The sequence below is a fragment of the Pseudomonas sp. AGC41 genome, assembly GCF_057334555.1.
Genome location: NZ_JBHFJB010000153.1, coordinates 1 through 26,392, shown reverse-complemented (window position 1 = coordinate 26,392; position 26,392 = coordinate 1). Strand labels below are relative to the sequence as shown.

Below are 26,392 nucleotides of genomic sequence, written 5' to 3'. Positions count from 1 at the left end.
CTCCCACAGGTACGACACTTCAGACACAGACCGGGTCAGGTACGCATCCCTCGCCCACTCACCAACAACCGCGCACAGCCCACATAAAGCACCACGGTCGCCACCAGCATGAAGGTAATCGCAATACTGATGCGAATGTCCGAAACGCCAAGGATCCCGTAGCGGAAAGCATTGACCATATGCAGCACCGGGTTGGCCAGCGATACGGTCTGCCAGAACGGTGGCAGCAGGGAAATCGAGTAGAACACCCCACCCAGGTACGTCAGCGGCGTGAGCACGAACGTCGGGATGATGGAGATGTCATCGAAGTTGCGCGCGAACACCGCGTTGATGAAGCCCAGCAGTGAAAAGATCGTCGCTGTCAGGACCACCACCAGGATCGTCACCCCCAGGTGATGCACCTGCAGATCGGTGAAGAACAGCGACAGCAGCGTCACGATCAGGCCGACCGCCAGCCCGCGCAGCACGCCACCCAGGGTGAAGCCGATCAGGATCGTATGGGGCGAAACCGGCGAGACCATCAGCTCTTCGATGGAGCGCTGGAACTTGCTGCCGAAGAAACTCGATACCACGTTGCCGTAGGAGTTGGTGATCACCGACATCATGATCAGCCCCGGCACGATGTAGTCCATGTACGTGAAACCGCCCATGTCGCCGATCTGCCGGCCGATCAGGTTACCGAAGATCACGAAGTACAGGACCATGGTGATGGCCGGCGGCAGCAGGGTCTGCGGCCAGATCCGCATGAAGCGCCGGACTTCGCGATAGACAATGGTATTGAGGGCGATGAGGTTGGGGCGCAGTTCCGAACTCATACTCATACCGCCACCTTCGCCAGGTTTTTTTCCACCAGGGACACGAACAACTCCTCAAGGCGATTGGTCTTGTTGCGCAGGCTCAGCACTTCGATGTTTTGCACAGCCAGTTGGGTGAACAGCCCGGTGATACCGGCGGACTTGTCGACCTGGACCTCCAGGGTATGCCCATCGAGCAGGCGAGCCGGATAACCCACAAGCTGCGGCGCGGCGCTCAGGTCATGCGCAAGATCCAGCAGGAAGGTTTCCACATGCAGTTGGCTCAACAACTGCCGCATGCTGGTGTTCTCGACGATGGTGCCGTGGTCGATGATGCCGATGTTGCGGCACAGCTGCTCGGCCTCTTCCAGGTAGTGCGTGGTGAGGATGATGGTGATGCCTTTCTGGTTCAGCTCGGTGAGGAAGGTCCACATCGAACGACGCAGCTCGATGTCCACGCCGGCGGTGGGTTCGTCGAGGATCAGCAGGCGCGGTTCGTGCACCAGCGCGCGGGCAATCATCAGGCGTCGCTTCATGCCGCCGGACAACGAACGGGACGGCACATCGCGCTTGTCCCACAAGCCGAGCTGGGTCAGGTATTGCTCGGCGCGCTCGTTGGCGATCTTCGGCGGGATGCCGTAGTAGCCGGCCTGGGTCACGACGATGTCGAAGGTCTTTTCGAACTGGTTGAAGTTGAATTCCTGGGGCACCACGCCGATGCAGCGCTTGAGCGCGGCGGGCTCGCGATCCAGGTCATGGCCGAAGACGTTCACCGTACCGCCGGATTTGTTCACCAGCGTGGAAAGAATGCCGATGGTGGTGGATTTGCCGGCACCGTTGGGGCCCAGCAAGGCAAAAAAATCACCTTCGGCGACATCCAGATCGATACCACTCAGGGCCTGGAAACCGTTGCCGTAGGTTTTGGTTAGCTGCCGTATGGACAGAGCGGAACTCATATCGGATTACGCACCAAGAAGGGGAGGAAGAAGAATAGATAAGGGCCGGCGGCGAGCAATACAACCACGGCGCACGAAGGCAATGGTGCGTGGCGTCGCCGCACAAGTACAGTGAAGTGTGTCGATAGTAAGTATTAAGTCAACGCGGTCATGACGGCCTTGCGATAAGCCGGACGCTGCTGGAGCCGTGCGTACCAGGCCTCCAGCCGGGGCAATGCGGCGCGCTCGATGGGCATCTCGAACCAGGCATAAATGAAACTGCCCAAGGGAATGTCGCCCATGCCGATTTCCTCACCGCAGAGGTAAGGCTGTTCGCCCAAGGCCTGCTCCACCATCGCCAGCAACTGGTCGCACTCCTTGATTGCCGCGTTGATGGCCGGCCAGTCCTGCTGCTCGGCCGGGGTGCGCAGCACGCCCCAGAACACCGTGCGAAACGGAGCGGCAAAGCTGGACGTGGTCCAGTCCATCCATTTTTCAGCGCTGGCGCGGGCCTGTATGTCACCGGGATACCAGGCCGAGCCTGAGGCATGGCGAGCCACCAGGTAACGCACGATGGTATTGGATTCCCAGAGCACGAAGCCGTCGTCTTCTATCATCGGAACCCGGCCGTTGGGATTTTTCGCGCGGTACTCGGGCGTATCCACCACGCCAAACGCGCCGCCCGCGTCGATGGCCTCATAGTTCAGCCCCAACTCTTCGGCACACCACAGCGCCTTGCGCACGTTCGACGAATTCTTCCGACCCCAGATCTTCAGCATCACGGCTTCCTCAATGGATAAATGCCGCAGCAGCATACGCCGGATCAACCGCGACTCAAATCACCCTGCATGTCGCCGAGCAACAACGGCGTTTCAGCCAAACAGTGGCGTTTTCTCACCTGACCAACGAACGATTTCCTACCGGTGTTGCCAACCAGACTGGCGCAATGCATCCAAGGTTTCCCACGAAATCAATCACATCGCGCCGACCGCCGGTTTTACAGAGGCCGTCTAAGCTCTGAGGGTCGGTCTTGCCCTGGTTCACGGAGGATTATTTATGCTGTTGTTGTGGATACTGGTTATGGTCGTCGGGATCGCCTGGCTGGCACACCGCCGCACCGCCCCGCTGCCAGCGCTGGGCATCGTTGCGGTCTACCTGTTGGCGATGGGCATCTTCAGCCATGCGCCCGGGTGGCTGCTGCTTGTCCTATGGCTGGTGCTTGCCGCCGTTGCAGCCCCGCTGTTGCTACCTGACCTGCGCCGCAGATATTTCAGCGCGCCGATGTTCGACTGGTTCCAGAAAACCTTGCCGCCGATGTCCGAGACCGAGCGCGATGCCATTGATGCCGGCACGGTGTGGTGGGACGGAGAGTTGTTCAGCGGCCGGCCGGACTGGAACATGCTGCTGGCCTACCCCAAGGTGAAACTGACGGAAGAAGAGCAGGCCTTTCTTGACGGTCCAACCGAAGAACTCTGCGCGATGGTCAGCGACTGGCAGATCGGCCAGGCCATGGACCTGCCGCCCGAAGCCTGGGCCCATATCAAGGAACATGGTTTCTTCGCCCTGATCATTCCGAAGGAATACGGCGGCAAGGGATTTTCCGCCTATGCCCACTCCCAGGTGGCGATGAAACTGGCCACCCGCAGTGGCGACCTGGCGTCCACCGTGATGGTCCCCAACTCCCTCGGCCCGGCGGAACTGCTGCTGCATTACGGCACCGATGAACAACGCAACCATTATCTGCCGCGACTGGCCCGGGGCGACGATATTCCCTGCTTCGCCCTGACCGGGCCGCTGGCCGGCTCCGATGCAGGGGCGATGCCCGACACCGGGATCATTTGCAAAGGCGAATGGCAAGGCCAGGAAACCATCGGCCTGCGCTTGAACTGGGAAAAGCGCTACATCACCCTCGGCCCCGTCGCCACCCTCCTCGGCCTGGCCTTCAAAGCCTACGATCCGGAGCACCTGTTGGGTGAAGAAGAGGACCTGGGGATCAGCCTGGCGCTGATCCCGACGGATACGCCCGGGGTCAATATCGGTCGCCGTCACCTGCCGCTTGGCGCCGCCTTCATGAACGGACCGAACTGGGGCAAGGACGTGTTCATCCCGCTGGACTGCCTTATCGGCGGCCAGGCCATGCTCGGCAAGGGCTGGATGATGCTGATGAATTGCCTGTCGGTCGGGCGCTCGATTTCCCTGCCGGCGGTAGGGACCGGCGCGGCGAAGTTCACCAGCCTGGTCACCGGCCAGTACACCCAGGTAAGGGAACAATTCAACGTGCCGTTGTCCGCCTTCGAGGGCATCCAGGAAGCCATGGCACGGATCGGCGGCAACGCCTGGTTGATGGACGCGGCACGCATGCTGACCGCCAACGCGGTGGACCTCGGCGAAAAGCCTTCGGTGCTCTCGGCCATCCTCAAGTACCACCTGACCGAGCGCGGTCGCGAGTGCATCAGCCACGCCATGGACGTACACGGCGGCAAGGGCATCATCATGGGGCCGAACAACTACCTGGGCCGCAGCTGGCAAGGCGCGCCGATCTTCATCACGGTCGAAGGCGCGAATATCCTCTCGCGCAACCTGATGATCTTCGGCCAGGGGGCGATTCGCTGCCATCCGTTCGTATTGAAGGAAATGGCCCTGGCAACCCGAGAAGACAAAGACCAGGCATTGGTCGAGTTCGACGGATTGCTGCTCAAGCACATCGGTTTTGCCATCGGTAACGCCGCCAGCACCCTGGTCCTGAACCTCGGCCTGGGGCACTTCGACAACGTGCCGGGCAATGCCCTGAGCCAAGGGTATTTCCGTGCTCTCAACCGGCAGGCGGCGGCATTCGCCTTGCTGGCGGACCTGAGCATGATGCTGCTGGGTGGCGAACTCAAACGTCGCGAACGCCTGTCGGCCCGCCTGGGCGATGTATTGAGCAACCTTTACCTGGCCTCGGCGGCGCTCAAGCGCTATCACGACCTTGGCTCGCCAGACCATATGGCGCCGCTGTTTCGCTGGGCCATGGAGGAAAGCCTGGGTCAATCGGAGCGGGCATTGGACGAACTGCTGGTCAACTTCCCGAATCGGCTGCTGGGCGGCCTCTTGCGAGTGGTGGTGTTTCCTTTCGGCCGCCGTCACAAGGGACCGAGCGACAGGCTGGACGCCGAGGTGGCGGCCGTTATCGGCCGCGCCAAAGGCGATCCTACCCTGGAAGAGCTGCTTCAAGGCTGTTATCGCCCGCAGTCGGAAGAAGATCCGGTGGGTGCACTGCAACATGCCGCTGACCTACTGGCCGCCGCTCAACCGCTGCACAAAAAACTCCATGGAGCGCTCAAGCAGGGCCAACTCAACCCGGCGCCCGGCGAGCACCTCATCGATGCCGCCCTGGAAGCGGGGGTCCTGCAAGCCGGTGAGGCGCAGACCCTGCGCGCAGCCGAAGCGGCACGCCGCAAGGTCATCGACGTCGATGATTTCGACAAGGAGGAACTGACGCTCGCCGAGGCCAAGGTCCGGTGATCCTGACAGCGATCTGATCGATAGCATGTAAAAGCGGGCGCAGGGGCTTTATACTCCTGCGCCCGTTTTGCTCTTGAGGACTTATCTCGTGTCCAACGTCGTTGCCGATCACCTCGTCTTGCTTGACCACTTGCGCAGCATCCTGGTCGCCGTGGGTGAGGCCGAACAGGTTCCCGAAGAAAGCCATGCGCTGTTCCTGGAGCGCTTTGACGAATTGCGCGCGCAACTGCCGGTCGACCCGATCGAGAGCCAGTACCTGGGCCAGGACCTGCTGTGCCAGGTGATCGTGCGTTATCCACAGATCGCCCACTTGGTGCCTCGCGACCTGCTGTGGTATTTCGGCGGCGATTGCCTGCACTACATGCCCGACGAAGAAATCAACCTGTACCAGGCCCTTGAGGAGCGTCGTTTCGAAGCCGAGCAAAACGACGAGCCGTTCGACTGGAACCAGGAAAAACAATTGCTGGCCATGTCGGATCAGGACAGTAAGCACTGACTTCTGCGTCGCCTGTTGCAGGCAGATGGGCATACTTGTGCTGGAGACGGCCATATGTGGGCGAGGCTTGCCTCGCATTCTTCATCCTCCGAGGTGCCCCGCCACCTTCAGGAGCGAAGCGCTTCATTGATTTCCTCAATCGCAAAACCAACTTCATGGCCGGCACGAATCAACTCAGCAAACCGCAACATCACCGGGAAGCCGACGTCGTGGGCCAACGCATTAGTCATCAATTCCCGTATCGGTCCGTCAAGTTCTGCTTCGACAGTTGAAGAACATGTCTGGCCGGTGAACAAGGTAAGAAGGGAAGAGACACTATGGCCTGAGGTATTTTCATCGACACTCAAAATTTCCCCTAACACCATCCCCAATGTTCCGGCAGGATGCTGCTCTGGACGGCGCCATGCCTTGAGTTCAATCGACTCTCGCTGCACCCTCTCCAAGTATCGCCGAATCTTCCCAGGAATAGTCGCAGCCGCTTTGGGACGGTTATAGTACTCGCGATTAGCTAAACTTGCGGCATCTCTGACCACCTTCCAGATCACTGACCAGAGCTGCGCGACACTGTAGGTTTCCAGTGCGGAGCGCAAGGTACTTTTAATTTCCTCCTGATCTTTTTCAAAGAGTTCATGGTTGTACAGTGCGCATTCGGTAACCAAATAGCTCATGACATCGGCGACTGCATAATCAAGCCAAAGATTGAAGAGTCCTTCAGCGTCCGTATACACCCTGTCCAGCAGGCTCCGAATGACCTCGTCCGCACCTCTTGAATTGGAGTCCGACGCCAAACGGTAAACCACTTGGTCCCTGATCATCCAAATCTCGTCGCCTTCCCAATAGTAGGTGCCAGGCTTGGCTCTACTGGGATCATCAAGGACCAGCCCAGCCTCTCGCAACTGCTGCACAAAGTCACCGACGTACCGAGGCGCAAGTCCTCGGCAGTCACCTACTGTGAAGCCGCCATTGGTCAATCTCGGCGTAATGGCCCTGTCCAATGCCAACAGGAGAAGCACCTGCCTATCCGCGATAGCTGAGTAGTCCACAGTTCGGATTGACTGCTTGCGGACATATTCCGTCAGCTGCCGCTCAAGCTCCGCTGCCTTCGCCTTTTGCGCTTCCAACGCAACAGCATCCTGATCTTTCTGACACGACGTACAAAGTTTGATAGATGGCTGAGGGTGCTTTTTAGCTTGGGAGCGATTATTAATCTCGACCAATCCTGCACATTCTGGACAGACCTGATTCTCATCGAATGCGTTGCAACGTTGCCGTATGAAACTGGCAAGCGTAACGCCCTGCCCCATTTCGATAATGCCCTCCAGAGCACTAACCTTTTCAAGGTATTGCCCTGACTCATCGATTGCCCAATAGCGCTCAATCAACTCAATTTCTTTACGGTCTTCCGTCAGTAGTTGTAGCTTGATTGCCATATAAACAGTCCTATTTTACTTTTGGTTACTTCTTATTTCTCTCGCTGATTTATTTGCGCTCATCACTAAATACAATTGCGGTGGCATCCTCAACTTTGTTGATGGCTTTCGTTGTTCGACGGTCCTCCAGCAATGTCCTGGGCAGCACAAACCCTTCAAAACTGCGCTGGGTAATCGGGTTGTCGGCCTTCTCCGCTCCAATCCGATAACGCATCAACCCATCGGCGACAGCAAAAGTCAGGTCCACGCTGGTATCGGTTCTTCCATTGAGGTGCCCGCGGCTGAGCAGTCGAAACAGTGACCACGGTCCGCGATAGCTCATGCTGGCGGTGTTGCCGGTGCTGTGCACCAGGGTCAACTGGCTACCGTTGGTGTTGCCCTGACTGTTGGGCCACACCAGTCCCGTGCGTTGCGGCGCGCCGTGCTGATAGGGGATCAGTTGGCCGTCGACGCTGAGCATGCTGCTCAGGCGAGTCGCGCTCAGGGCTAGAGGTTCGATAGTAAGCTGTACTGCCAGATGGCCGCGATGGTTGAAGAAGGTGTCACGGATGCGCTCCGCCTTCTTGAGCTGTTCCAGTACGTCGCTGCGCACGAGGTAGCCACCGAGGCTGTCGGAGTACAGGGCATCGAGATTGTCTTTGAGAAACACGTTCAAGTACTGATCATGGAACTGCTGCAGACGCCCTTGTGGGCCGAAGAAAGCTTCGAAGTCCTCCAGCGAGGCGTCCTCACCGCTGACCTTGAATGGGTAGCGACCCGCCAAGCGCTCACGGTAGAAGCTGTAGATTTCATTGTCCCAGCGTTTTTCCAGTTCGCGTAAGGCGGCAATCACCAGTACCTGGGAGGTCTGGTCGGCGAGTTTCTTGACGTGCTGGTTCAGCGGTTCGGGCAGGCCCACGGCGACGCGTTGCAGGTTGGCAATCGGGTCAGCACCGTCCAGGGAGAAGCGGTTGAGTACGGTTTTGAGCGCCGCCTTGCCGGGATCGGGGTTGCCGTGCACGGCTTTGGCGTAATCGTAGACGGCGCTAACTGAGCGCAGAGTTTCCTCGTAATAGGACGGTTGCTCGCCTCGCGCAGAGATCAATTCCGCCAGGCTGGAGAACGCGCGCCGGATGCCAGCGGCCTGCTGTTGGCCGTCCGAAACCTTGTCCAGCGCCAACGGAGCTTGTCCTTCGGCCAAAGGCACGGCCGGGTAGATCACACTGTTGTCGCGCAGGGTTTCCAATAGGCGCCGCAACGGTGCGGCCGGGCCGGTGACCTGTTCCAACACCGCCACGCCGTGGCTGAGATCGTCGAAGTCAGTCACCGTGAACTGATTCAGCGCCCGCCGCCAGCTGTCGACGTAGTCGGCGCTGTACAGGGCACGGATACGTTGGGTCAGCACTTTGCGGTCTTCATCGGAGTAGTCCAGGCGTTGCCGTTCGCCGAGCACCCACAGGTCGATCATCGCAAGTTCGATGATGCCCTCGGTGCCGGGTTCGAAGTAGTCCTTGAAGCCCCTGGCAGTGAGCAGTGGCGGCAACTGCAGGCCGCTGCCCGCTTGATCGGTGTTGAGCGGGCGGTAGACGATATCGAACGCCGGCCCCACTTCGTTGCGCAGGTCCAGTGGGCGATGCAAACGCTCCAGGGCATCCTGTTTCAGGCCCATGTAGACCCGCTCGGCCATGGGCAACTGGTGCAATTGCTGCTGCACCTGGGCAATGCGTTCACGGTAGTGCGGCAGGTCGGCATCGGCGTATTTCAGCGCGTAGCCCAGGTGCCCCATCAAGTCGGCCTGCAACTGGCCCTGGCCAGGATAGGCGCGCTGCCATTGCTTGGCGACCCATTCTTCGACAATGGCTGAGCGGCGGTTTTGGCGTTCTTCGAGCATGCGGTAGACGCGCAAGGCCGCCAGCTGCTGATTGCTGCCGGAGGGCGCGGCGTTGATGGTATCCAGCACACCGCTGGCAATCGCCGGCAGGAAGCGTTTGGACAGCAGATTCAGATAGGCCTCATCCACCGTCGGGCCAATCGCCCTCCCCTGATACAGCCCCATATCCGACAGCAACGGCCACGCCTCACGGTAGTCGCCATACACCTGCACCGCATCGCGGATCAGATCCAGCGGGACCAACAGATTGCGACCGGTGGGGTCGACCCTGGCGTCAATGTCCCGTCCACTGAAGTCCTGGCTCTTGGCCAAGACGCTGGCAGCCTTGTCGCGGTTGATGTTGAAGTACAACTGCCAGGTGCCGATGACAACCAAACAGCCCAAGGAGGCGACGCTGAATCCGGCGATCAGCAACCGCCGCTTGCTGCGAGCCACCTTGATGTTGTCGCCCGCCAAGCCTGCTTCGGGGTAGATCACGCGCTGGAAGAGTTGCTGGGCAAAGTAGATGGCTGTGCCACCGGCTGGTTTGACTTCGGGTGGCGGTGGCGGCAGTTGATAGGCTTGCCCTGCTTCTTTGACGAAGGCATTGCTCAGGGTGAACACGGAAGAGAAATACAGCCCGCGCACCAGCGCCGGCGTAGTGAAACGATCACTGCCGAGCATCTCACTGAGGAAGCCGAACAGGGCCGGGCGCAAGCCCGCCATCTGATGCATCAGCGCCTGCAAGCGATCACGCTCATCCAATGTGCGCGACTCCCTGGTGCTGTTGAAAACCTGTTCGCTCAGGCAGACGACAAAGGTCTGGTATTGGCGCGTCAGTTCCGCCAGCCAGGCATCAAAATCATCCACCGCGTCCAAGCTGAAGGTGAAGCCCAGCAGGTCTTCACGCCCGCTGAGTGACAACCGGGCGAAGAATTCTTCAAAGCCTTCCAGCAGGTCGAACTTGCTCAGCGTCACGTACACCGGCAAGCGCGTGCCCAATTGCCGCGTCAGCTCAAACAGCCGGGTGCGCAGCAGGTTGGCGTGAGCCTTGCGCTGCTCGGGACGCTGCGCCAACAAGACCTGCACATCGATCACCAGGACCACGCCGTTCAACGCTCGACGGCTGCGGTTGCGCGTCAGCCAGTCGAGCAGGTGCGACCAAAGGCGCGCATCGGTGCCGGTGGGCAGAACCGGTTTGACCTTGCCCTGTTGCCCGACGCTTTCAGCCGGTGAGTCCGGATGGCTGAGGAACTCACCCGGAGGGTCGATCAACACCGCCTCATCACCGATCCACCAATCCACCGGATAGGCCAGTTGCTCTTCTTGATGAGCCCTCACTCCGGCCTTGGTCACATGGGATAAAGCAAAGCTCTGGTTGGAGCGGGTGATCAGGCTGGTCTTGCCGGCATTTTCCTCGCCCAGCATCAGGTACCACGGCAGTTGATAGAGCGAACGGCGGCGCTCCATATTGTTGAGCAAATTGCCCAGGCTACGGTCCAGCGCCCGCTCCTGCGCCTCGATATAAGGCAGACAGGGATCGGCTTGCACCGCGGCCTCGTGTTGGCGCTCAACCTGCAGAAGCTGGTAACGATTGCGCACCCGCCACGCCCAGATCAGCAGTGGCACCACCAGCACCACGACACTGGCCGAGACGCGCATCGCCAGGTCACTCAGCGGCTGATGCTCGCGCCAGGTCCACTGCGGGCCCAGCCACCAGATGGCGATCAACAAAAACACCACGCCCAGCAGCACCAGTACCGGCACCGCCTGGTTGAACTGACGCAGCACCGGCGAGCCCCAGCGGTTGAGGTAACCCCAGACCATCCCCATAAATCGCTCCTACTCCTTAACCGCTTTAATCAAATGACTGTCGTCGATGGGTTGCGCCACTTTCCGATACAGCTCCGGCTCCCATCCCTGCGCCGTGGTCTTGCGCATCAGCCGCGCTACGTTGGCGTACAGGTCGTCCGCCAGCCACGACAGGCCACGCGAGGCCAACAGGTCGGCGGCAATCACGGTGGCGTAGCAGCGCTGGCGCGGGGCGTCATGGGTGGCATGCAGTTCCTGCAGGCGCAGCAGCACCACTTCCACACCTTCAGTGTTGAGCTGACTGGCCAGTTCGTCGCGCAGGCTGGCGTACTCCTGCACCGGGCTGCCGGTGGTTTGCGCCTGATCGGCGCCGCTGATCCAGGCCTGGGTTTGCGCATCCACGAACGGCGTACCGTCGCTGAAGCACAGCTCCAGCAGGGCCGGCAGGCGGCAGACAAACCGCTCGCAGGTCTGGCGGATGGCGTCGGCCACTTGCTCCATCGCAAGGCGCGAGGCGACGTGGGCGGCCAGGTAGCTGCCGCGCAGCCAGTACGGTGAAGCGCAGACACTTTTTTCGAGGCGCAGCAGCAGGTTCGGGTCCATAGCGTTATGGTTCAACGCATCTTGGTAACCATCGACAATATCCTTGGGCACGGCCGTCAATTCGGTACGACGGTCGCGAGTGATGAGAGGTGCAGTGCGCAAATGCGACCATAGGCCGTAGCGTCGTAACTGGTAGCCGGTGGGATCGTAGGGGTCCTGCTGATTGATCTGCTCGGCCATGTTCAATACGGCGCGGCGTTGTTCACGCTCGTTGCTGGGCGCTTGCGGTTTGGGGCTGGGGAAAAAAGCTGACTCCAGTACGCTGCCGGAGGTGGCCGTACGGACAGGCGCGGTCGGAATAACCGGCTCGCTGTATTTGTCCAGCTGGCGTTGCAACGCATCCAGCGGCGCCGGATCGAGCTTGGCGCTTTCGACACAGCGTTGCAGCTCGGCCAGGGCCAATCCTGCCGCGGCTTGATAGGCAGGCGCAAAGCTGTTGCGCTCCAGGGTCGGCAACACCTGCCCAAGGTCAGCCAGTAAACGCTGCACCAGCTTGCGCTTGTTCAGATATCCCGTCGGGCCGGGTTTGGGGTAGGCACTGTCCCAATACAGTTCGACCATGCCGGCTATCAAGCTCAGGGCATCGGCCCAGCGCGCCCATTGCCGGGTACGCAGCCATACCACTTGCAGGTGGGCGACGATCCGCCAGTGCTTGCACTGGGTGCAGAGGTACTCGCGGGAGGCTTCGTCGATATACGCCCAGTCGATATCGCCCTCGCGCAGGCCACCGAGCTTGACCATTTCCTGGTCGATGGCCTGGTAGGTTTCATCCTCAACATCAAAATGGCCGGCGGCTTGCTCGGGATCGATGGGCGTCAACAGCAGCTTGACGGTGTCCGCCGGCACGTCGATCACCAGCGACATACTTGGCGCTCCTGCTCGATCAGTTCGCCCAGCCCTTGAGCGTCGAATACCAGGCCGTGCAGCCTGGGGTAGTCGCTTTGAAGCCTCAGGCGTTGGCCGCCGCCCATGTTGCGCAACAAGGCAATGGCCTGTAACCCACGTCCGGCATCCACTACCAAGCCGGCATCGTCCAGCACTTGCCACTGATAGGCCTCGGAAACCGGGCGCTCGTCCTTGAACAGCTGAATGCGAATCTTGTTGGGCTTGGCCGGTTCATCCAACACCAATTGCAGGCGGGAAATTTGCGATTCGCAGCTGATGGCCAGGTACGGCCGAGGCGGCAACGCCCCCAGGGCCGGGGCAGAAATCACCAGCCGCTGTAGCCGGTCGTTGTCCGGCTCCGGAAATGACGACAGCCGGAAACGCTGATCCTCGGGTGGACGCTTGACTTCATTGCGTTGGACCAGATCGACAATCGGCAGTACCCGGCCCAGGGCACGTGGTGTCGCTGGTGCGTGATGAATGGGCGTACCGGCGGCCAAATCAAAACACTCCAGCCGCTTCAAGGGCGAGACGATGGAGGGGCAATCTTGCGTCGCCGCTTGCACATCCATTACAGCCACCAAAGTCAGACAAACTCCCCATTCCCACCCTCGCCTTCCGTCGCGCATCAACACCTCCTGAAATGCCTCATCGAGATCCAAATCAGACATTGTTTCTTAAGTTTTCGAACTAACGATTTTTAGCATGCGAGTTCAACGATTAACTCCAAGAGAATCTCCCGAGTTCAATGGAGAGGCAAGTAAAAGACGAACAACACACCACAAAATCCGAATATGAAGAAGCGTCTGTCAGATGTTTCTATAACCACCGTAGGAACAATGTAAGCATGTACAACTACCCATCCAGTTTCCTACGAAACGCGTCCATATCGCCCTACATGACAAATATTGCAATAGCCAGTTCTAATGCGCGGACCTTACGAAAAAGGATATTTCCCATGTCGAAAACTCAGGGGTCTGTCGCACCCAAAGAACGTATCAACATCAAATACGTCCCGGCCACGGGCGACCAACAGGCTGAAGTTGAGTTACCGCTGAAATTATTAATCACCGGCGACTTCAAAGGCCACGGCGAACCGGATGCGCTGGAAGATCGACAGTCCACTCGGATCGACAAAGACACCTTTAATGAAGTGCTCGCCAAAGCCGAAGTCGCCTTGGACATGGCTGTTCCGTCTGTGCTGAACAACGACCAGGGCACCGATTTGAACGTGCAACTGCAATTCAAAAACATCAACGACTTCGGCCCCGACGCCATCGCCCGCCAAGTACCGGAATTGAATAAGTTGTTGGAATTACGCGAAGCCCTGATTGCACTCAAAGGCCCGATGGGCAATGTCCCGGCCTTTCGCAAACACCTGCAAAGTCTGCTGACCGATGAAACCGCCCGCCAACGTCTGGCCAGCGAACTGAATCTGGTGCTCGACGCGCCCCACAACTGATTGAACGCCTCTCTCAACGGAGTACTCCCCATGCCCATGGAAAGCGCCGCCGCCCACGAATTAGTGGCTGACGAATCGCCGTCGTTGCTCGACCAACTGCTGGCCAACACCACGATCCGCCCGTCCCAGGAAGGTTACGCCGTTGCCCGCCAAGGCGTGGCCGCGTTCATCAGCGAGATCCTGCAAAGCGGCGATCACCAGCAGCCGGTCAATAAGCACCGGGTCGACCAGATGATTACTGAAATCGACCGTGCCTTGAGCAAGCAGATGGACGTAATCCTGCACCAGCCGCAGTTCCAGCAACTGGAATCGGCCTGGCGTGGGTTGAAGCTGCTGGTGGATCGCACGGATTTTCGCGAGAACATCAAGCTGGAAATGCTGCATGTCACCAAGGAAGAACTGCTAGACGACTTCGACAACGCCGGCGACATCACCCGTAGCGGCCTGTACAAGCACGCCTACACCTCCGGTTACGGCCAGTTCGGTGGCGAGCCGATCGCGGCGATGATCGGCAACTACACCTTCGGCCCGTCGTCCCCGGACATGAAGCTGTTGAGCTACGTCGCCTCAGTAGGTGCCATGGCCCATGCGCCGTTCGTAATGGCTGCCGGCCCTGAGTTCTTCAACCTCAAGAGCTATCAGGATCTGCCGTCGCTCAAGGAAGTCAGCGATATTTTTGAAGGCCCCGGCCACACCAAATGGCGCAGCCTGCGCGAGATGGAAGACTCCAAATACATTGCCGCAACGCTGCCGCGCTTTTTGCTGCGCTCGCCGTACGACGGGCTGGAGAACCCGATTCGCAGCTTCGGCTACAACGAAGCCGTCGATGGTAACCACGATAACTACCTATGGGGCAACACCGCGTTCCTGATGGCCTCACGCATCACCGACAGCTTCGCCCGCTACCGCTGGTGCCCGAATATCATCGGCCCACAATCCGGCGGCGCGGTGGACGACTTGCCGGTGCACCTGTACGAGTCCCTCGGCCAGTTGCAGGCCAAGATCCCCACCGAAGTGCTGATTTCCGACCGCAAGGAATTCGAGCTGGCCGAAGCCGGTTTCATCCCGCTGACCATGCGCAAGGACAGCGACAACGCGGCGTTCTTCTCCGCCAACTCGGTGCAAAAACCGAAGAACTTCCCCAAGACCCGCGAAGGCCAGGAAGCCCAGACCAACTACAAGCTTGGCACCCAGTTGCCGTACCTGTTTATCGTTAATCGCCTGGCCCACTACATCAAGGTGCTGCAGCGCGAACAGATCGGCAGTTGGAAGGAGCGCCAGGATCTGGAGCGCGAACTCAACACCTGGCTCAAGCAGTACATCGCCGATCAGGAAAACCCCTCCTCCGATGTACGCAGCCGTCGCCCCTTGCGCGCCGCGCAAATTATCGTACAGGACGTGGCCGGCGATCCGGGCTGGTACCAGGTGTCGTTGGCGGTGCGCCCACACTTCAAGTACATGGGCGCCAACTTCGAGATCTCCCTGGTCGGTCGGCTGGACACTCAATAAGTGGGCAGCAGCCTGTTCGAACGCCTGGAACCCGACGCACCGCGCTACCGCCCAGGCCGCGCGGATGAGCAGGCGCGCCAGCGCGTCCAGGCGATCAAACGCCACTTGGAACAGGTGCTCAACTCACGTCAGGGCTGCTCGCAAAGCAGCCCTGAACTGGGCCTGCGCGATTTCAACGGCGTCACCCAGGCCAGCAGTGATCTGGTGGTGGCCATCAGCGCCGATATCCGGCGCTCAGTGGAGGCGTTTGAACCGCGCATCAAGGTCACGGGCGTGCGCTATCAGCCCGATCCGGACCTGCCGCTGGAGCTGAACTTTCGCCTCGATTGCCAGGTGCGAGTCAACCACAAGGAAGAACTGGTGCAGATCGAGGTGGCCATGCACGGCCACGACGGCTACACCCGAGTGAGATGAAAATGCAATGGACTTGAAACAACGCTTTGCCGAGGAGCTGCGTTACCTGCGCGAACTCGGCCGCGAGTTTGCAGAGGACAACCCGCAGCTGGCGCAGTTTCTCGGCGATCGGGCCGGCGACCCGGACGTGGAGCGGCTGCTGGAAGGCTTTGCCTTCCTCACCGCCAAGCTGGGCATGAAGATCGACGATGATCTGCCGGAACTGACCCATCCGCTGTTGCAGATGCTCTGGCCCAACTACCTGCGGCCCTTGCCCAGCGCGACCATCATTCGCTTCACACCGTTACCCGACGCGATCAGCCAGCACCAGGTGATTCCCAAAGGCACGCCGTTGTTCGCCAAACCGGTAGATGGCATCTCCTGCCAGTTCCGCACCTGCACCGACGTCAACCTGTACCCGTTGGCCTTGCAAGAAGTCAGCGATGCCCACAGCCGTGAGGCCTCGGTGATGCGCATCGACCTCAAGGTGTTGACCGAGCAGCCGCTGACCAGCATGGCCTGTGACCAGTTGGACTTCCACTTGGGCGGCGATAACGCCACCGCGCTGACCTTGTACCTGTGGCTTGCCCATTATCTGGACAGCGTCACGCTGCACATCGATGACCAAAGTTATCGCCTGTCGGCCAAGAATATCGGCTTCCCCGGCTTCACCCCCGAGGAGGCCCTGCTGCCCTATCCGCGCAATGTGTTCGACGGCTACCGCATCCTGCAGGAGTACTTTGTGTTCCCGCAGCGGTACCACTTTTTCAGTCTGAACCGCCTGGCTCACGTTTGGCCGGATGTCAGCGCCACCACCCTGCGTTTCGAGTTTCAGTTCAGCCGGCCCATGCCGCCCGATATCCGCCTGCGTACCAGCGACTTGCACCTGTACTGCGCGCCGGCGGTCAACCTGTTCCGCCATGATGCCAGCCCGATTGCGCTGGACGGGCGCAGCCTGGAACGACGTATCAGCCCCAGCGGCGACCGCCCAGAGGCTTACGAAATTTTCAGTGTCGATCAGGTCGCCGGTTGGGACGCCGCCAACAAGGAGCGCAAGGGCGATCCGTTGCGGCGCTTTACCCCGTTCGAGTCGTTCCAGCACGAGATCGAACATGCGCGGGGCCGCACCGCGCTGTACTTTCGCACGCATATCGAAGAATCCCATGGCCGCGAGGGCTTGCGTCATCGCATCGCTTTTGTGCGCAGCGATGAAAGCTTCTACATCGGCGAACATGAAACAGCGTCCATCGAACTGACCTGCAGCAACCGCGATCTACCCCAACTTTTGGGCGTGGGGGATGTATCACTGTCTACCGAAGTCACGCCGTCGTTTGCCACCTACACCAACCTGATCGCACCGACTCGCAGCTACCGGCCCGTGCTGGACAGCAGCCTGCACTGGACGCTGATTTCCAACCTGTCGCTGAACTACCTGTCGCTGCTGTCGGCCGAGCCGCTCAAGGCGGTGATCCGTGCCTATGACTTCGCCGCGTTACACGACCTGCAACAAGCCCGCGCCACGCGCAAGCGCCTCAATGGCATCCACGAGGCCGTGACCACGCCCATCGACTGGCTGATGAAGGGCCAGCCGGTGCGCGGCCTGCAGACCTGCTTGCAACTGGACCAGGACGCCTTTCTCTGCGAGGGCGAGCTGTACCTGTTCGCCAGTGTGCTTTCGCACTTCTTCGCCCTGTACGCGAGCATCAATTCCTTCCATCGCCTGGAAGTGATCAATACCACCAACAACGAGCGTTATGAATGGCCACTGTTGACCGGCAGACAACCCGTGATCTAGCCGATGTGCTGCTTGCCGACGCGCGGAACTATTCGTTTCACCGTCTGCTGGAGCATTTGCACGCTTTGCATGGCGATGACCTGGAAGCGCAGCCCTTGAGTGCGGCGGCGCGCCGCCGTGTGCGCCTGCAAAGCCATGCGGGCTTGGGCTTTCCAGCCTCCGACATTGTCGAGGCGGCACGCCTTGAGGAGGACCGCGAAGAAGTACGCTATCGCTTGCAGACGAGCTTCTTTGGCCTGCACGGCACCGACTCGCCGCTGCCCGGCTATTACCTGGATCGCCTGGCCTATGAACAGGCCCAGGAGCGCGGGATTCGCCCGGCGTTCATGGATTTTTTCAATCACCGCTTGCTGACCCTGTTGCATCACAGTTGGCGTAAGTACCGCTACTACATTCGCTTCCAGGCCGAAGCCAGCGACCGTTTTTCGCGTTATGTGTTTTCCCTGATCGGGTTGAACGACAACGACCTGCGTGGCGCGACGCCGCTGCCATGGGGCCGGTTGTTGAGCTTTGCCGGCTTGATCGCCAGCCGCAGCCGCTCGCCTTCGGTGGTGTCCGGCATCGTCGAACATTGTTTCGACCTGCACGGCGTGTACATCCGTGAATTCGAGGCGCGTTCGGTGAGCTTGCCGCAGCGTCAGCGCATGGCGTTGGGCAAGGCCAACGGCACCTTGGGCAACGACTTTGTGGTGGGTGACCGCAGCAAGACCCGCGCCAGCAAGTTCACCCTGGTGATTCCCAACCTGACCCAGGCACGCTTTCGGCAGTTTTTGCCCAGCGGCGAGCAGTTCGGACGGCTGCGCCAATTGATGGATTTTCTGCTGCGTGACGTCACCGCCTACGACTTGGAACTGGGCCTGCGCGACGAGGATGTACCGCCGTTCAACCTGCAACGCGACAGTGGCACCCACCTGGGCTGGACCAGCTTTATCGAACATCAGGAACAACGTCATCCCGCCGTGGTGCGGATTCGGGGGCGCGCATGAAGTTGACGCTGGTTATCAATAACCCTGCGCAGTTGCTGCACGGGTATCTGCCCGGTCATCAATTTGGCCCACAGGGCGGCAGCATCGGTAGTGCCGCGGTGGACTGGCGCCTGGAGGATCGCCACAACAGCGTGCGCCCCAACCACTGCGACATCCGCGTTGTCGAAGGACGGTTCTGCGTGATCGACCGCAGCGGTAGAACCTACGTCAACGGTCACGATCTGCCGCTTGAGCGTCATGCTGCAATAAGCCTCAACGACGGTGATCGGTTGCAGATTGGTGCGTATCAGGTCGCGGTTCAGCTGGGTGAGCACGCCTCAGGACAGCGTTCGCTCGACGAGCTGCTCGGCGACCACCCTGAGGGCATGCAAGTGTGGCACCAAAAAGACGTGCCAAGTATGCCGCCGACTGATAGGCGACCTGCCACTTGCCCGGAATTCGAGCGCCTTTGCCAATCCGTGGATTTGACGGAGCAAGGCGATCCGCTGCGAGCGATGAGTACGGCAGAGCCACCAAAACCGCCGGCTGACATTTGCACGGCTGTACCCAAGAGCACCATCAGCCTGTTCAGCAGCCTGCGCCTGAGCACGTTGTTGCTGGCCTGCCTCACCCTCGGCGGCTGCACCATGCTCGGCAAAATCGGCCAGGTCATCTGGAGCCCCTCCATCCCGGTCGGCGGCCCCGACGATCAGCCCAGTCGCTACTCCCTGAGCCTGCACGCCAGCGACGACGTCAACCCACGCCTGACCAGCACCGGCACCGCACCGGATGAAGACGCGAGCCGTTCGCCTTACACCCTCAACGTGCAGGCCGCCAGCCCGCAGACGCTGACGGACAAAGTGCAAACCCTGCTCAATTACCTCTACGAAAACGTGCCGGCCCAGTCGCCACTGAGCGAAGAACCAGCGCCCGTCGTGCCGATGTCGCCCGTAGAAGACACGCTGCTGGGCGACTACGACGCCCAGGGCGTGCGCCTGACCACCCCTTGGGGCAACCCGGCCATGCAGCATGTCGCCACGCCCATCGCCTTCAAGGTTTTACAGTTGACCGACGATTCGCTGCTGGTCAACGCAAGTCCCCAAGCCATGGCCGAGGACCTGAAAAAGACCTTGGGCAGCACCTACATCCGCGCCGACGACTACCTGCTCCAGCCCGGCCAATTCAAGTTCGTCGACCTGCGCGCACTGGATGAAGACACCCGCTTTATCGCGGTGATCGCCAACTACCACAGCAGCGAGGTCGGCCAGTGGAAACAGGGTCTGCGCGTCGAGCCCAAGGGCCGCCAGTACGCCGTGCTGGTGCAGTTGGATGCCGCCCAGGTCAGCCTCAAAGGAGAAACCCGATGACGCCCTTTTCAGTCGCTTTTGCCCCGAGTAATTACCAATGAGTTCACGCAACCCCGTCATCTGGCATGAAGGTCTGTTCGTCAAACCCCAGCACTTCCAGCAACAGGCCCGCGCCGCCGAAGCCGCGGTGCATCAGCGCGTCCACAGCCTGAACGACGCCCTCTATGGCTTCAGCGAGCTGGCGTTGAACGACGAATACCTGAGCTTCGGCAAGGTCGCCATTACCCGGGCACGCGGAATCATGCCCGATGGCAGCGTCTTCGACATTCCCCACGACCTGGCACCGCCCTCTCCGCTGGAAATCGCTGACAGCAGCGCAGTCGGCCAAATCGTCTACCTGGCGCTGCCGCTGCGCTCCAGCGGCGCACTCGAAGTGCGCTGGCCCGACCAGTACGGCAACAGCCGCTACATCGCCTGCCGGGAAGAAGTTCGTGACACCCACAGCGATGACGGCGATCAGGTGGGTATGGACCTGGCCGTACCCAACCTGCAACTGATGCTTGAACGCAGCGACCGCAGTGCCTTCACTGGCATCGCCCTGGGCAAGATCAAAGACAAACGTCCGGACGGCAGCCTGGTGATGGACGAGCATTTCTACCCCACCAGCCTGTCCCTGCAGGCGGTGCCGGCGCTGCACCGCTACCTCGGTGAGGTGGCCGGGTTGATGCGCGAGCGGGCTAAAAATCTAGCCCAGCGTATTGGTTCACCGGGTCAGTCGGGGGTGGCTGACGTCACCGACTTCAACCTGCTGCAAACCCTCAACCGCTTGTTCCCGCTGTTCCAGCACCTGGCCCGCCAACGTCAGGTTCACCCGGAACGGCTGTACATCGCACTGGCCCAGGCCTGCGGCGAACTGGTGACCTTCACCGATGAAGGCCACCTGCCCCAGGAATACCCGGCCTACCAGCACGACAACCTGCGCGAATCCTTCCAGCTTCTGGAACACACCCTGCGCCGTGCCTTGGGCACCGTGCTGCAACCGCGCGCGGTTTCGCTGCCGATTGTCGTTCAACAGTACGGCGTACGCACCGCTGCGTTGAACGACAAGCGCCTGCTGGACAACGCCGAATTCATCCTCGCCGTGCGGGCCGAACTGCCGGCGGAGACCCTGCGCCAGCAACTGCCCAAGCAGATCAAGATCAGCTCCACCGAAGGTTTGGAGCAACTGGTCAGCCTGCAACTGCCGGGCATTCCGCTGCTGCCGCTGCCGGTGGCGCCACGGCACCTGCCGTTCCATGCCGGATTCAGCTATTTCGAACTTGACCGCCATCACCCTGCCTGGCTAAGCCTGAGCAGTGGTAGCGGGTTTGGTTTCCATATTGCCGGCGAATTCCCGGAGCTGGAGTTGCAGTTCTGGGCGATCAGGAGTGAAAAAGATGAGTGAATCCAAACCGGCCGAAACCACACCGCCAACGGGCAACAGCGACCGGATCTTCAGCTATTTGCGACAGGCTACCGGCAGCAAGCAATCCGACCCCGTAGAGGAACAGGCCAAGCCCAAGCCCGAACCGCTGCTCGCAGACCCTGAGTTCGACATGCGCGGCCTGGCCTGGAACCCACTTTGCGATGCGGCTACACCCCTGATCGGCCTGGCCATCCGCCTGCGTCGCCTGGACTCGCACAATGACGTGCCCACGCTGTACCGAAGCGTCAGCAACCAGATCACCACGATCATGGAAGAAGTCAGCCAGCTCGACTACGACGCCGGCATGCTCAAGGCCTACTCCTACAGCCTGTGCCTGTTACTGGACGAGGTGGTCATGCGCACGACCTGGGGCAGGCTCTCCACCTGGAGTGAACGCTCATTGCTCAGCCAGTTTCATGGGGAAACCCGAGGCGGTGAAAGGTTCTTCACCGTCATGAACAACATGATCCCCGAAGCGGCCCGGTACCAACATGTGCTGGAGTTCATGTACCAGTGTCTGATCTCCGGCCTCAAAGGCAAATACGGCGCCCATACCAAGGGCGACGACGAAATTCAGAAGATCATCGACCAACTGCACGGCCTGTTGCGCCCATTGCGTGGCGAGACACCCAAACGCCTGACCGACCCGCTGAACAACGTCGCGCCGCGCAACTACCGGATCAAACGCGCCTGGCCGCTGTGGACGCCATGGGCATTGGCCGCTGTCGTGCTGACCTGCGCCTACACGATCTATTCCATGCGCCTGAACAGCATCACCCAGGAAGTGCTCGCCTCCCTGGAACGAATTCTCAACCTGTAACCGATTTTCAGCGTGCTCATCCCGAGCGCCTGCAAAGCCATGGCCGTGTCGGCCATAACCCGCGACCCAAGGGGTCGTTCAATTGATCGCGACAAGGAGCTTGTCATGCCAACACCCGCGTACATCAGCATCCACGGCAAAACCCAGGGCCACATCACCAAGGGCGCGTTCACCGCTGAGTCGGTGGGCAACGTTTATGTCGAAGGCCACGAGGATGAAATCCTTGCACAGGCAATCGACCATCAGATCACCACGCCTACCGACCCGCAAAGCGGTCAGCCCGCCGGCCAGCGCGTGCATAAGCCGCTGATCTTCACCAGCGCCCTGAGCAAAGCCTCGCCCATGCTCTACCAGGCGCTGGCCACCGGCGAAATGCTGCCGACCGTCGAGGTCAAGTGGTTCCGTACCTCTGGGGACGGCAAACAGGAGCACTTCTTCACCACCAAACTGGAGGACGCCACCGTCGTCGAAATCAACACCGTGCTGCCCCACGCTCAGGACAGCGACAACGCTAACTACACCCAGCTGATCAAGACCAGTCTGGCTTATCGCAAGGTCAGCTGGAGCCATGTGGTGGCCGGCACCGAAGCCTCGGATGACTGGCGCAAACCGGCTTAACCGCCAACCGACACGTTTCGCCGCACAGGTTGTTGCGCGGCGGAATGTTCAGCGACTTGCTATTGATCAGAAGGTGGTTTCATGCCCCGCCAAAGTGACATGCGTTTCACCTTTGAGCCTCTGAAAGGCGATCCCTTCGAGGTGGTTTCGTTCACCCTCGAAGAAGGCCTCTCCCAGCCCTTCAAACTCGGTCTGGAACTGGCCAGCCACAACGCAGCCATCGACTTCAATCGGGTGCTCGATCTGGCGGGGCTGTTCACGATCTGGCGCGGCGAAACTCCGGTGCGTTACGTCCACGGCCTGGTCAGCTCGTTCACCCAGGGCGATACCGGCTTTCGTCGCACCCGCTACACCGCCGTGGTCGAACCGACCCTGGCGCGCTTCGGCCTGCGCTCCAACTGGCGGATTTTCCAGGGCCAGAGCGTGCCCGAGATCATCACCAGCGTGCTCGCCGAACAAAGACTGACTGACCTTGAAACCTACATCTGCTTCGACCACCAACCCCGCGAATACTGCGTGCAGGCCGGCGAAACCGACCTCGATTTCATCGCCCGCCTCGCCGCCGAAGAAGGCCTGCTCTACACCTTCGAGCACCGCGCCGACGGTCATACGCTGTGGCTCACCGACCGCGTCGGCGGCCTCGGCACCATCGGCACTCACACCGATTGCCCGGTGCTCTACCAGCCCATGAGTGGCGGTGATTCCATGGAACCGGCGTTGAACCGCTTCCACTACACCGAACAGGTACGCACCGCCGTGCAGGTGCAGCGCGACTACACCTTCACCCACCCGCGCTACAACCAGCAGCACACCGCCACCGGCAACCAGGACCTGAATAACCAGCACAAGGACTATGAACGCTACGACTACCCTGGCCGCTACAAACGCGACATCGCCGGCAAGCCTTTCACCAAAACCCGCCTGGCCGCCCTGCGCAACGACGCCAAGCTGGCACACCTGGCCGGTGACGATGCGCGCCTGCAACCGGGGCTGGCGTTCGACCTCAATGAGCATCCGCGTGAGGAGTTCAATGATCGTTGGCGCACCATCGCCGTCCAGCATGAGGGCAAACAACACTCCAGCCTGGAGGAAGAAGCCTTCGGCAGCGACAGCGGCACGACCTATGAGTTGAAGGCCACGGCCATTCGCTGGACCTCGGATTGGAAAGCCCCACTGCGTGACAAACCCTGCATCGACGGCCCACAGATCGCCACGGTGGTTGGACCACCGGGGGAAGAGATCTATTGCGATGAATGGGGCCGGGTCAAGGTGCAATTCCCGTGGGATCGCTCGGACAAGAACAACGACCAGAGTTCGTGCTGGATCCGTGTAGCTCAAGGCTGGGCCGGGGCGACCTGGGGCGCCATGGCCGTGCCTCGGGTCAATCAGGAACTGATCATCAGCTTTTTGGATGGTGACCCTGACCAGCCGATCGCCACGGGACGGACCTACCGCCAAACCAACCTGCCGCCCTACGAGCTGCCCAAACACAAGACGCGGATGACCATCAAGAGCCGCACCCATAAGGGCGAAGGCTTTAATGAATTGCGTTTTGAGGATGAGCTGGGCCAGGAGGAGGTGTTTATCCATGCCCAGAAAGATCAGAACACCGTCGTCAAGAACAACCAGACCCAATCGATTGGCGCGGACCGAAGCAGCCAGGTGGGCCAGGACGAGACCATCACCGTGGGCCGCACCCGCATGCGGGTGGTGAAGGCCAATGACGCGCTGAAAGTAGGCGGCAAAAAAAGTGACTCAGTCGCTAACGAATACACCATCGAAGTGGGCAACGCATTACGCCTGAAATGCGGCAAGACGGTGATCGAGTTGCATGCCAACGGCACCCTGAATATTACGTGCGAGAACTTCAATATCACCGGATTGAAGTCCGGCCAAATCAACACGCCCGACGGCATGCTCGACCTCAATGTGGAGGGGGGCACTGCCGCAGTTGCCGCTGACGGCCGAGATACCAGAGAACTCCAAGACGAAGCCAACAGCCACTTTCAGCAGGACTGAGGCCTTTGATGACTGATCTGTATTTCTCCAAATAAGGAACAGCTGAATGGCCAGATACCTGACTCAGGATCTCAACGTCGACCTCGGCGATGAAATGCCCGAAGACACAACACTGAATATGCTCCAGTTTCGCGGGCGGCAAACCACCTTGGTCATAGCCCGTAGCGCGCTACCGGAACATCAAACCCTAGATGACGCCTACACGTTTCAACTGGATTTACTGCACAAACGGCTCACCGCGTTGACCTGCACTGATCCCGTGAGCGGTTTTATTGGGAAAGACAAGCAAGTCGAAAGTCGTGAAGCAGCCCTCCAGTTCACGCACGGAAATCAACCTATGTACCAGCTCCAGTTGGCCTGCCAGTTGCCTGGGCAGCAACGCCTATTGGTCCTGAACTACAGCAAACACAGCGCGCTTACCGAAGCAGATATTAGCCATTGGCGCGCGATCAAAGACAGCCTGCACTTTGCCTGACCAGGCACTCAACCATTTGCATACACGCCCGTTCAGCAAGGAGCTCACACCGATGGCGCAGAACGTACACGCTGCCAGGGAAGGAGACGCGATCCTTCACCCACCACTCGCTGCCGAGCTGATGAGTGCATTGGCAGAAGCGGTGGTCTACGCCGCCGCTACCGCGCTCGTTGCGGCGGCTATCGCCGGCACCGTCGTCGCGGTTGTGGGCACGGGCGGTGCGGCGGCAGTGCTTGTCCCTGTGATTGCCGGAGCACTGGTAGGCGGCGCCAGCATGATTCCTGTTGGTGACAAGAGCATCGGTGAAGCGATTACCGACGGCTGTGATTCGCTTGCCAACAGCGTGTTCCCGGCAGAGCCATTCGGCAAGATTGAAAGCGGCTCGAAAAATACCCACGTCAACGGAAAGCCCGCAGCTCGGGCCGCAGGGCGCAGCTCCGGAGGTGGCGGCGCGGACACGGCCGAAGAGGAGTCAGAACCGTCACTTCTGGATAATGTAGGCGCAATGGCGATGTCCGCCGCGCCCATGCTCTTACCTGTGCTCGGGCTGGGCATGGCGATCTACGACATCTTCAATCCTCCTGTCACCACACCAGCAGCGCCAGGAACGGAGCCAGCAGAACAGGATAAGGTCACCTGCGAACGCCATCCCCCGATGCCCGATGCTTACATCGCGCAAGGGTCCAGCAAGGTTTTCATCAACGGGCAGCCTGCCGCCCGAGCCGGCGACAAGACCACGTGCGATGCCACCATCGACAGTGACGCCAATGTATCTCCCAACGTGCGCATAGGGGGTGAACCGCTGACCGTACGGGATATCCGTAATGGCAAAAGCAAGATTGCGCAATTCACCGGCATGGTGGCCGGCATGTTGATCTCGCGCAAAATCAAGCTTCGGCCGCGACCAAAGGGCAGCGCCAAACCGCTGCCGCGCATTCGTCCGTGCAAAGGCAACCCGGTGATTGTTTCAACCGGAAGCAAGGTGCTGGGCGGCCCCGAGGATCACGATTTCACCTTACCGGGCCTGCTTCCCATTGAATGGGTCAGGGGCTACGACAGCAACGACCTGCGCAGCGACGGCCTGTTCGGCATGGGCTGGAGCGTGCCCTACGAGGTGGAAATCCTGCGTGTGCCTCATCCCGAGGATGGCGAGTTGTGGATTTATGTCGACGAGGAAGGCACGCGCCTGGAACTGGGCCGCTTGAAAGCGGGCGATGCCTTTGTCAGCGTGCTCGACGGGTTGGCGTTCTTTCAAC

At 60.3% G+C, this 26,392-nt stretch carries 21 protein-coding genes; 14 read left to right on the top strand and 7 right to left on the bottom strand.

What is annotated here, in order from left to right:
- Positions 1–35: 35 nt before the first annotated feature.
- From ACE04F_RS25265 to ACE04F_RS25255, 3 genes are all read right to left on the bottom strand, one after another.
- Positions 36–815, bottom strand: coding sequence for an ABC transporter permease (locus tag ACE04F_RS25265; protein WP_181289921.1), 780 nt, complete (start codon positions 813–815; stop codon positions 36–38).
- A gap of 2 nt (positions 816–817) precedes the next feature.
- Positions 818–1,750 (bottom strand): ABC transporter ATP-binding protein, encoded by a 933-nt coding sequence (locus tag ACE04F_RS25260; RefSeq protein WP_486110399.1) that lies wholly within the window; start codon positions 1,748–1,750, stop codon positions 818–820.
- 134 nt (positions 1,751–1,884) lie between these two features.
- Positions 1,885–2,508, bottom strand: coding sequence for a glutathione S-transferase family protein (locus tag ACE04F_RS25255; protein ID WP_486110398.1), 624 nt, complete (start codon positions 2,506–2,508; stop codon positions 1,885–1,887).
- A 277-nt stretch (positions 2,509–2,785) separates the two neighbouring features.
- On the opposite strand from ACE04F_RS25255, the gene ACE04F_RS25250 reads away from it, so the two are divergent.
- Together ACE04F_RS25250 and ACE04F_RS25245 are read left to right on the top strand one after the other, a co-directional pair.
- Complete coding sequence (locus tag ACE04F_RS25250; RefSeq protein WP_486110397.1) at positions 2,786–5,233, top strand: acyl-CoA dehydrogenase; 2,448 nt, start codon at positions 2,786–2,788, stop codon at positions 5,231–5,233.
- 88 nt (positions 5,234–5,321) lie between these two features.
- Entirely contained in the window at positions 5,322–5,729 is a 408-nt protein-coding gene (locus tag ACE04F_RS25245; RefSeq protein ID WP_486110396.1) for a PA2817 family protein, read from the top strand.
- Between the two features lie 107 nt (positions 5,730–5,836).
- On the opposite strand, the gene ACE04F_RS25240 is transcribed toward ACE04F_RS25245, so the two are convergent.
- From ACE04F_RS25240 to vasI, 4 genes are read right to left on the bottom strand one after another with little or no spacing between them, the layout of a single operon-like run.
- Entirely contained in the window at positions 5,837–7,159 is a 1,323-nt protein-coding gene (locus ACE04F_RS25240) for a hypothetical protein (protein ID WP_486110395.1), read from the bottom strand.
- A gap of 49 nt (positions 7,160–7,208) precedes the next feature.
- Positions 7,209–10,841 (bottom strand): type VI secretion system membrane subunit TssM, encoded by a 3,633-nt coding sequence (gene tssM, locus ACE04F_RS25235; protein WP_486110394.1) that lies wholly within the window; start codon positions 10,839–10,841, stop codon positions 7,209–7,211.
- Positions 10,842–10,850: 9 nt separating this feature from the next.
- Positions 10,851–12,287 (bottom strand): type VI secretion system protein TssA, encoded by a 1,437-nt coding sequence (gene tssA / locus ACE04F_RS25230; RefSeq protein ID WP_486110393.1) that lies wholly within the window; start codon positions 12,285–12,287, stop codon positions 10,851–10,853.
- On the bottom strand, positions 12,275–12,880 hold the full coding sequence (gene vasI / locus ACE04F_RS25225) for a type VI secretion system-associated protein VasI (protein ID WP_486110392.1): 606 nt from the start codon (positions 12,878–12,880) through the stop codon (positions 12,275–12,277). The genes tssA and vasI overlap by 13 nt, the downstream gene beginning before the upstream one ends.
- A 386-nt stretch (positions 12,881–13,266) precedes the next feature.
- Between vasI and tssB the strand changes: the two genes are divergently transcribed.
- From tssB to ACE04F_RS25165, 12 genes are all read left to right on the top strand, one after another.
- Complete coding sequence (tssB, locus tag ACE04F_RS25220; RefSeq protein ID WP_486110391.1) at positions 13,267–13,770, top strand: type VI secretion system contractile sheath small subunit; 504 nt, start codon at positions 13,267–13,269, stop codon at positions 13,768–13,770.
- Between the two features lie 36 nt (positions 13,771–13,806).
- Positions 13,807–15,279: a type VI secretion system contractile sheath large subunit gene (tssC, locus tag ACE04F_RS25215; protein WP_486110475.1), complete on the top strand. Its 1,473-nt coding sequence runs from the start codon at positions 13,807–13,809 to the stop codon at positions 15,277–15,279.
- Positions 15,280–15,693: a type VI secretion system baseplate subunit TssE gene (gene tssE / locus ACE04F_RS25210; protein ID WP_486110390.1), complete on the top strand. Its 414-nt coding sequence runs from the start codon at positions 15,280–15,282 to the stop codon at positions 15,691–15,693. It abuts the gene before it with no gap.
- A 7-nt stretch (positions 15,694–15,700) separates the two neighbouring features.
- Complete coding sequence (tssF, locus tag ACE04F_RS25205) at positions 15,701–17,467, top strand: type VI secretion system baseplate subunit TssF (protein ID WP_486110389.1); 1,767 nt, start codon at positions 15,701–15,703, stop codon at positions 17,465–17,467.
- Complete coding sequence (gene tssG, locus ACE04F_RS25200; protein WP_486110388.1) at positions 17,431–18,453, top strand: type VI secretion system baseplate subunit TssG; 1,023 nt, start codon at positions 17,431–17,433, stop codon at positions 18,451–18,453. Before tssF ends, tssG begins: the two co-directional genes overlap by 37 nt.
- Entirely contained in the window at positions 18,450–19,799 is a 1,350-nt protein-coding gene (gene tssJ / locus ACE04F_RS25195) for a type VI secretion system lipoprotein TssJ (protein ID WP_486110387.1), read from the top strand. The genes tssG and tssJ overlap by 4 nt, the downstream gene beginning before the upstream one ends.
- 37 nt (positions 19,800–19,836) lie before the next feature.
- Positions 19,837–21,183 (top strand): type VI secretion system baseplate subunit TssK, encoded by a 1,347-nt coding sequence (gene tssK, locus ACE04F_RS25190; RefSeq protein ID WP_486110386.1) that lies wholly within the window; start codon positions 19,837–19,839, stop codon positions 21,181–21,183.
- The gene (gene icmH, locus ACE04F_RS25185; RefSeq protein WP_486110385.1) at positions 21,176–22,024 is read left to right on the top strand and encodes a type IVB secretion system protein IcmH/DotU; all 849 of its coding nucleotides are present in this window, start codon (positions 21,176–21,178) and stop codon (positions 22,022–22,024) included. The genes tssK and icmH overlap by 8 nt, the downstream gene beginning before the upstream one ends.
- Before the next feature lie 105 nt (positions 22,025–22,129).
- Complete coding sequence (locus ACE04F_RS25180; RefSeq protein ID WP_486110384.1) at positions 22,130–22,642, top strand: Hcp family type VI secretion system effector; 513 nt, start codon at positions 22,130–22,132, stop codon at positions 22,640–22,642.
- A gap of 81 nt (positions 22,643–22,723) precedes the next feature.
- On the top strand, positions 22,724–24,661 hold the full coding sequence (locus ACE04F_RS25175) for a type VI secretion system Vgr family protein (RefSeq protein WP_486110383.1): 1,938 nt from the start codon (positions 22,724–22,726) through the stop codon (positions 24,659–24,661).
- A gap of 46 nt (positions 24,662–24,707) precedes the next feature.
- Positions 24,708–25,136, top strand: a complete 429-nt coding sequence (locus tag ACE04F_RS25170; protein WP_486110382.1) for a DcrB-related protein — start codon at positions 24,708–24,710, stop codon at positions 25,134–25,136.
- 52 nt (positions 25,137–25,188) lie between these two features.
- Positions 25,189–26,392, top strand: a 1,204-nt coding sequence (locus ACE04F_RS25165) for a PAAR domain-containing protein (protein WP_486110381.1), incomplete at its 3' end; no start/stop codon positions are given.

What these genes read in the sequence shown, in the direction of transcription:
- tssA (WP_486110393.1), bottom strand. Translation starts at nt 12,287, where the DNA reads ATGTCGCTGGTGATCGACGTGCCGGCGGACACCGTCAAGCTGCTGTTG.
- ACE04F_RS25240 (WP_486110395.1), bottom strand. Translation starts at nt 7,159, where the DNA reads ATGGCAATCAAGCTACAACTACTGACGGAAGACCGTAAAGAAATTGAG.
- icmH (WP_486110385.1), top strand. Translation starts at nt 21,176, where the DNA reads ATGAGTGAATCCAAACCGGCCGAAACCACACCGCCAACGGGCAACAGC.
- ACE04F_RS25260 (WP_486110399.1), bottom strand. Translation starts at nt 1,750, where the DNA reads ATGAGTTCCGCTCTGTCCATACGGCAGCTAACCAAAACCTACGGCAAC.
- ACE04F_RS25265 (WP_181289921.1), bottom strand. Translation starts at nt 815, where the DNA reads ATGAGTTCGGAACTGCGCCCCAACCTCATCGCCCTCAATACCATTGTC.
- tssC (WP_486110475.1), top strand. Translation starts at nt 13,807, where the DNA reads ATGGAAAGCGCCGCCGCCCACGAATTAGTGGCTGACGAATCGCCGTCG.
- ACE04F_RS25250 (WP_486110397.1), top strand. Translation starts at nt 2,786, where the DNA reads ATGCTGTTGTTGTGGATACTGGTTATGGTCGTCGGGATCGCCTGGCTG.
- tssM (WP_486110394.1), bottom strand. Translation starts at nt 10,841, where the DNA reads ATGGGGATGGTCTGGGGTTACCTCAACCGCTGGGGCTCGCCGGTGCTG.
- ACE04F_RS25175 (WP_486110383.1), top strand. Translation starts at nt 22,724, where the DNA reads ATGCCCCGCCAAAGTGACATGCGTTTCACCTTTGAGCCTCTGAAAGGC.
- tssB (WP_486110391.1), top strand. Translation starts at nt 13,267, where the DNA reads ATGTCGAAAACTCAGGGGTCTGTCGCACCCAAAGAACGTATCAACATC.
- ACE04F_RS25180 (WP_486110384.1), top strand. Translation starts at nt 22,130, where the DNA reads ATGCCAACACCCGCGTACATCAGCATCCACGGCAAAACCCAGGGCCAC.
- tssJ (WP_486110387.1), top strand. Translation starts at nt 18,450, where the DNA reads ATGAAGTTGACGCTGGTTATCAATAACCCTGCGCAGTTGCTGCACGGG.
- ACE04F_RS25255 (WP_486110398.1), bottom strand. Translation starts at nt 2,508, where the DNA reads ATGCTGAAGATCTGGGGTCGGAAGAATTCGTCGAACGTGCGCAAGGCG.
- tssF (WP_486110389.1), top strand. Translation starts at nt 15,701, where the DNA reads ATGGACTTGAAACAACGCTTTGCCGAGGAGCTGCGTTACCTGCGCGAA.
- tssG (WP_486110388.1), top strand. Translation starts at nt 17,431, where the DNA reads ATGGCCACTGTTGACCGGCAGACAACCCGTGATCTAGCCGATGTGCTG.
- ACE04F_RS25170 (WP_486110382.1), top strand. Translation starts at nt 24,708, where the DNA reads ATGGCCAGATACCTGACTCAGGATCTCAACGTCGACCTCGGCGATGAA.
- tssK (WP_486110386.1), top strand. Translation starts at nt 19,837, where the DNA reads ATGAGTTCACGCAACCCCGTCATCTGGCATGAAGGTCTGTTCGTCAAA.
- vasI (WP_486110392.1), bottom strand. Translation starts at nt 12,880, where the DNA reads ATGGATGTGCAAGCGGCGACGCAAGATTGCCCCTCCATCGTCTCGCCC.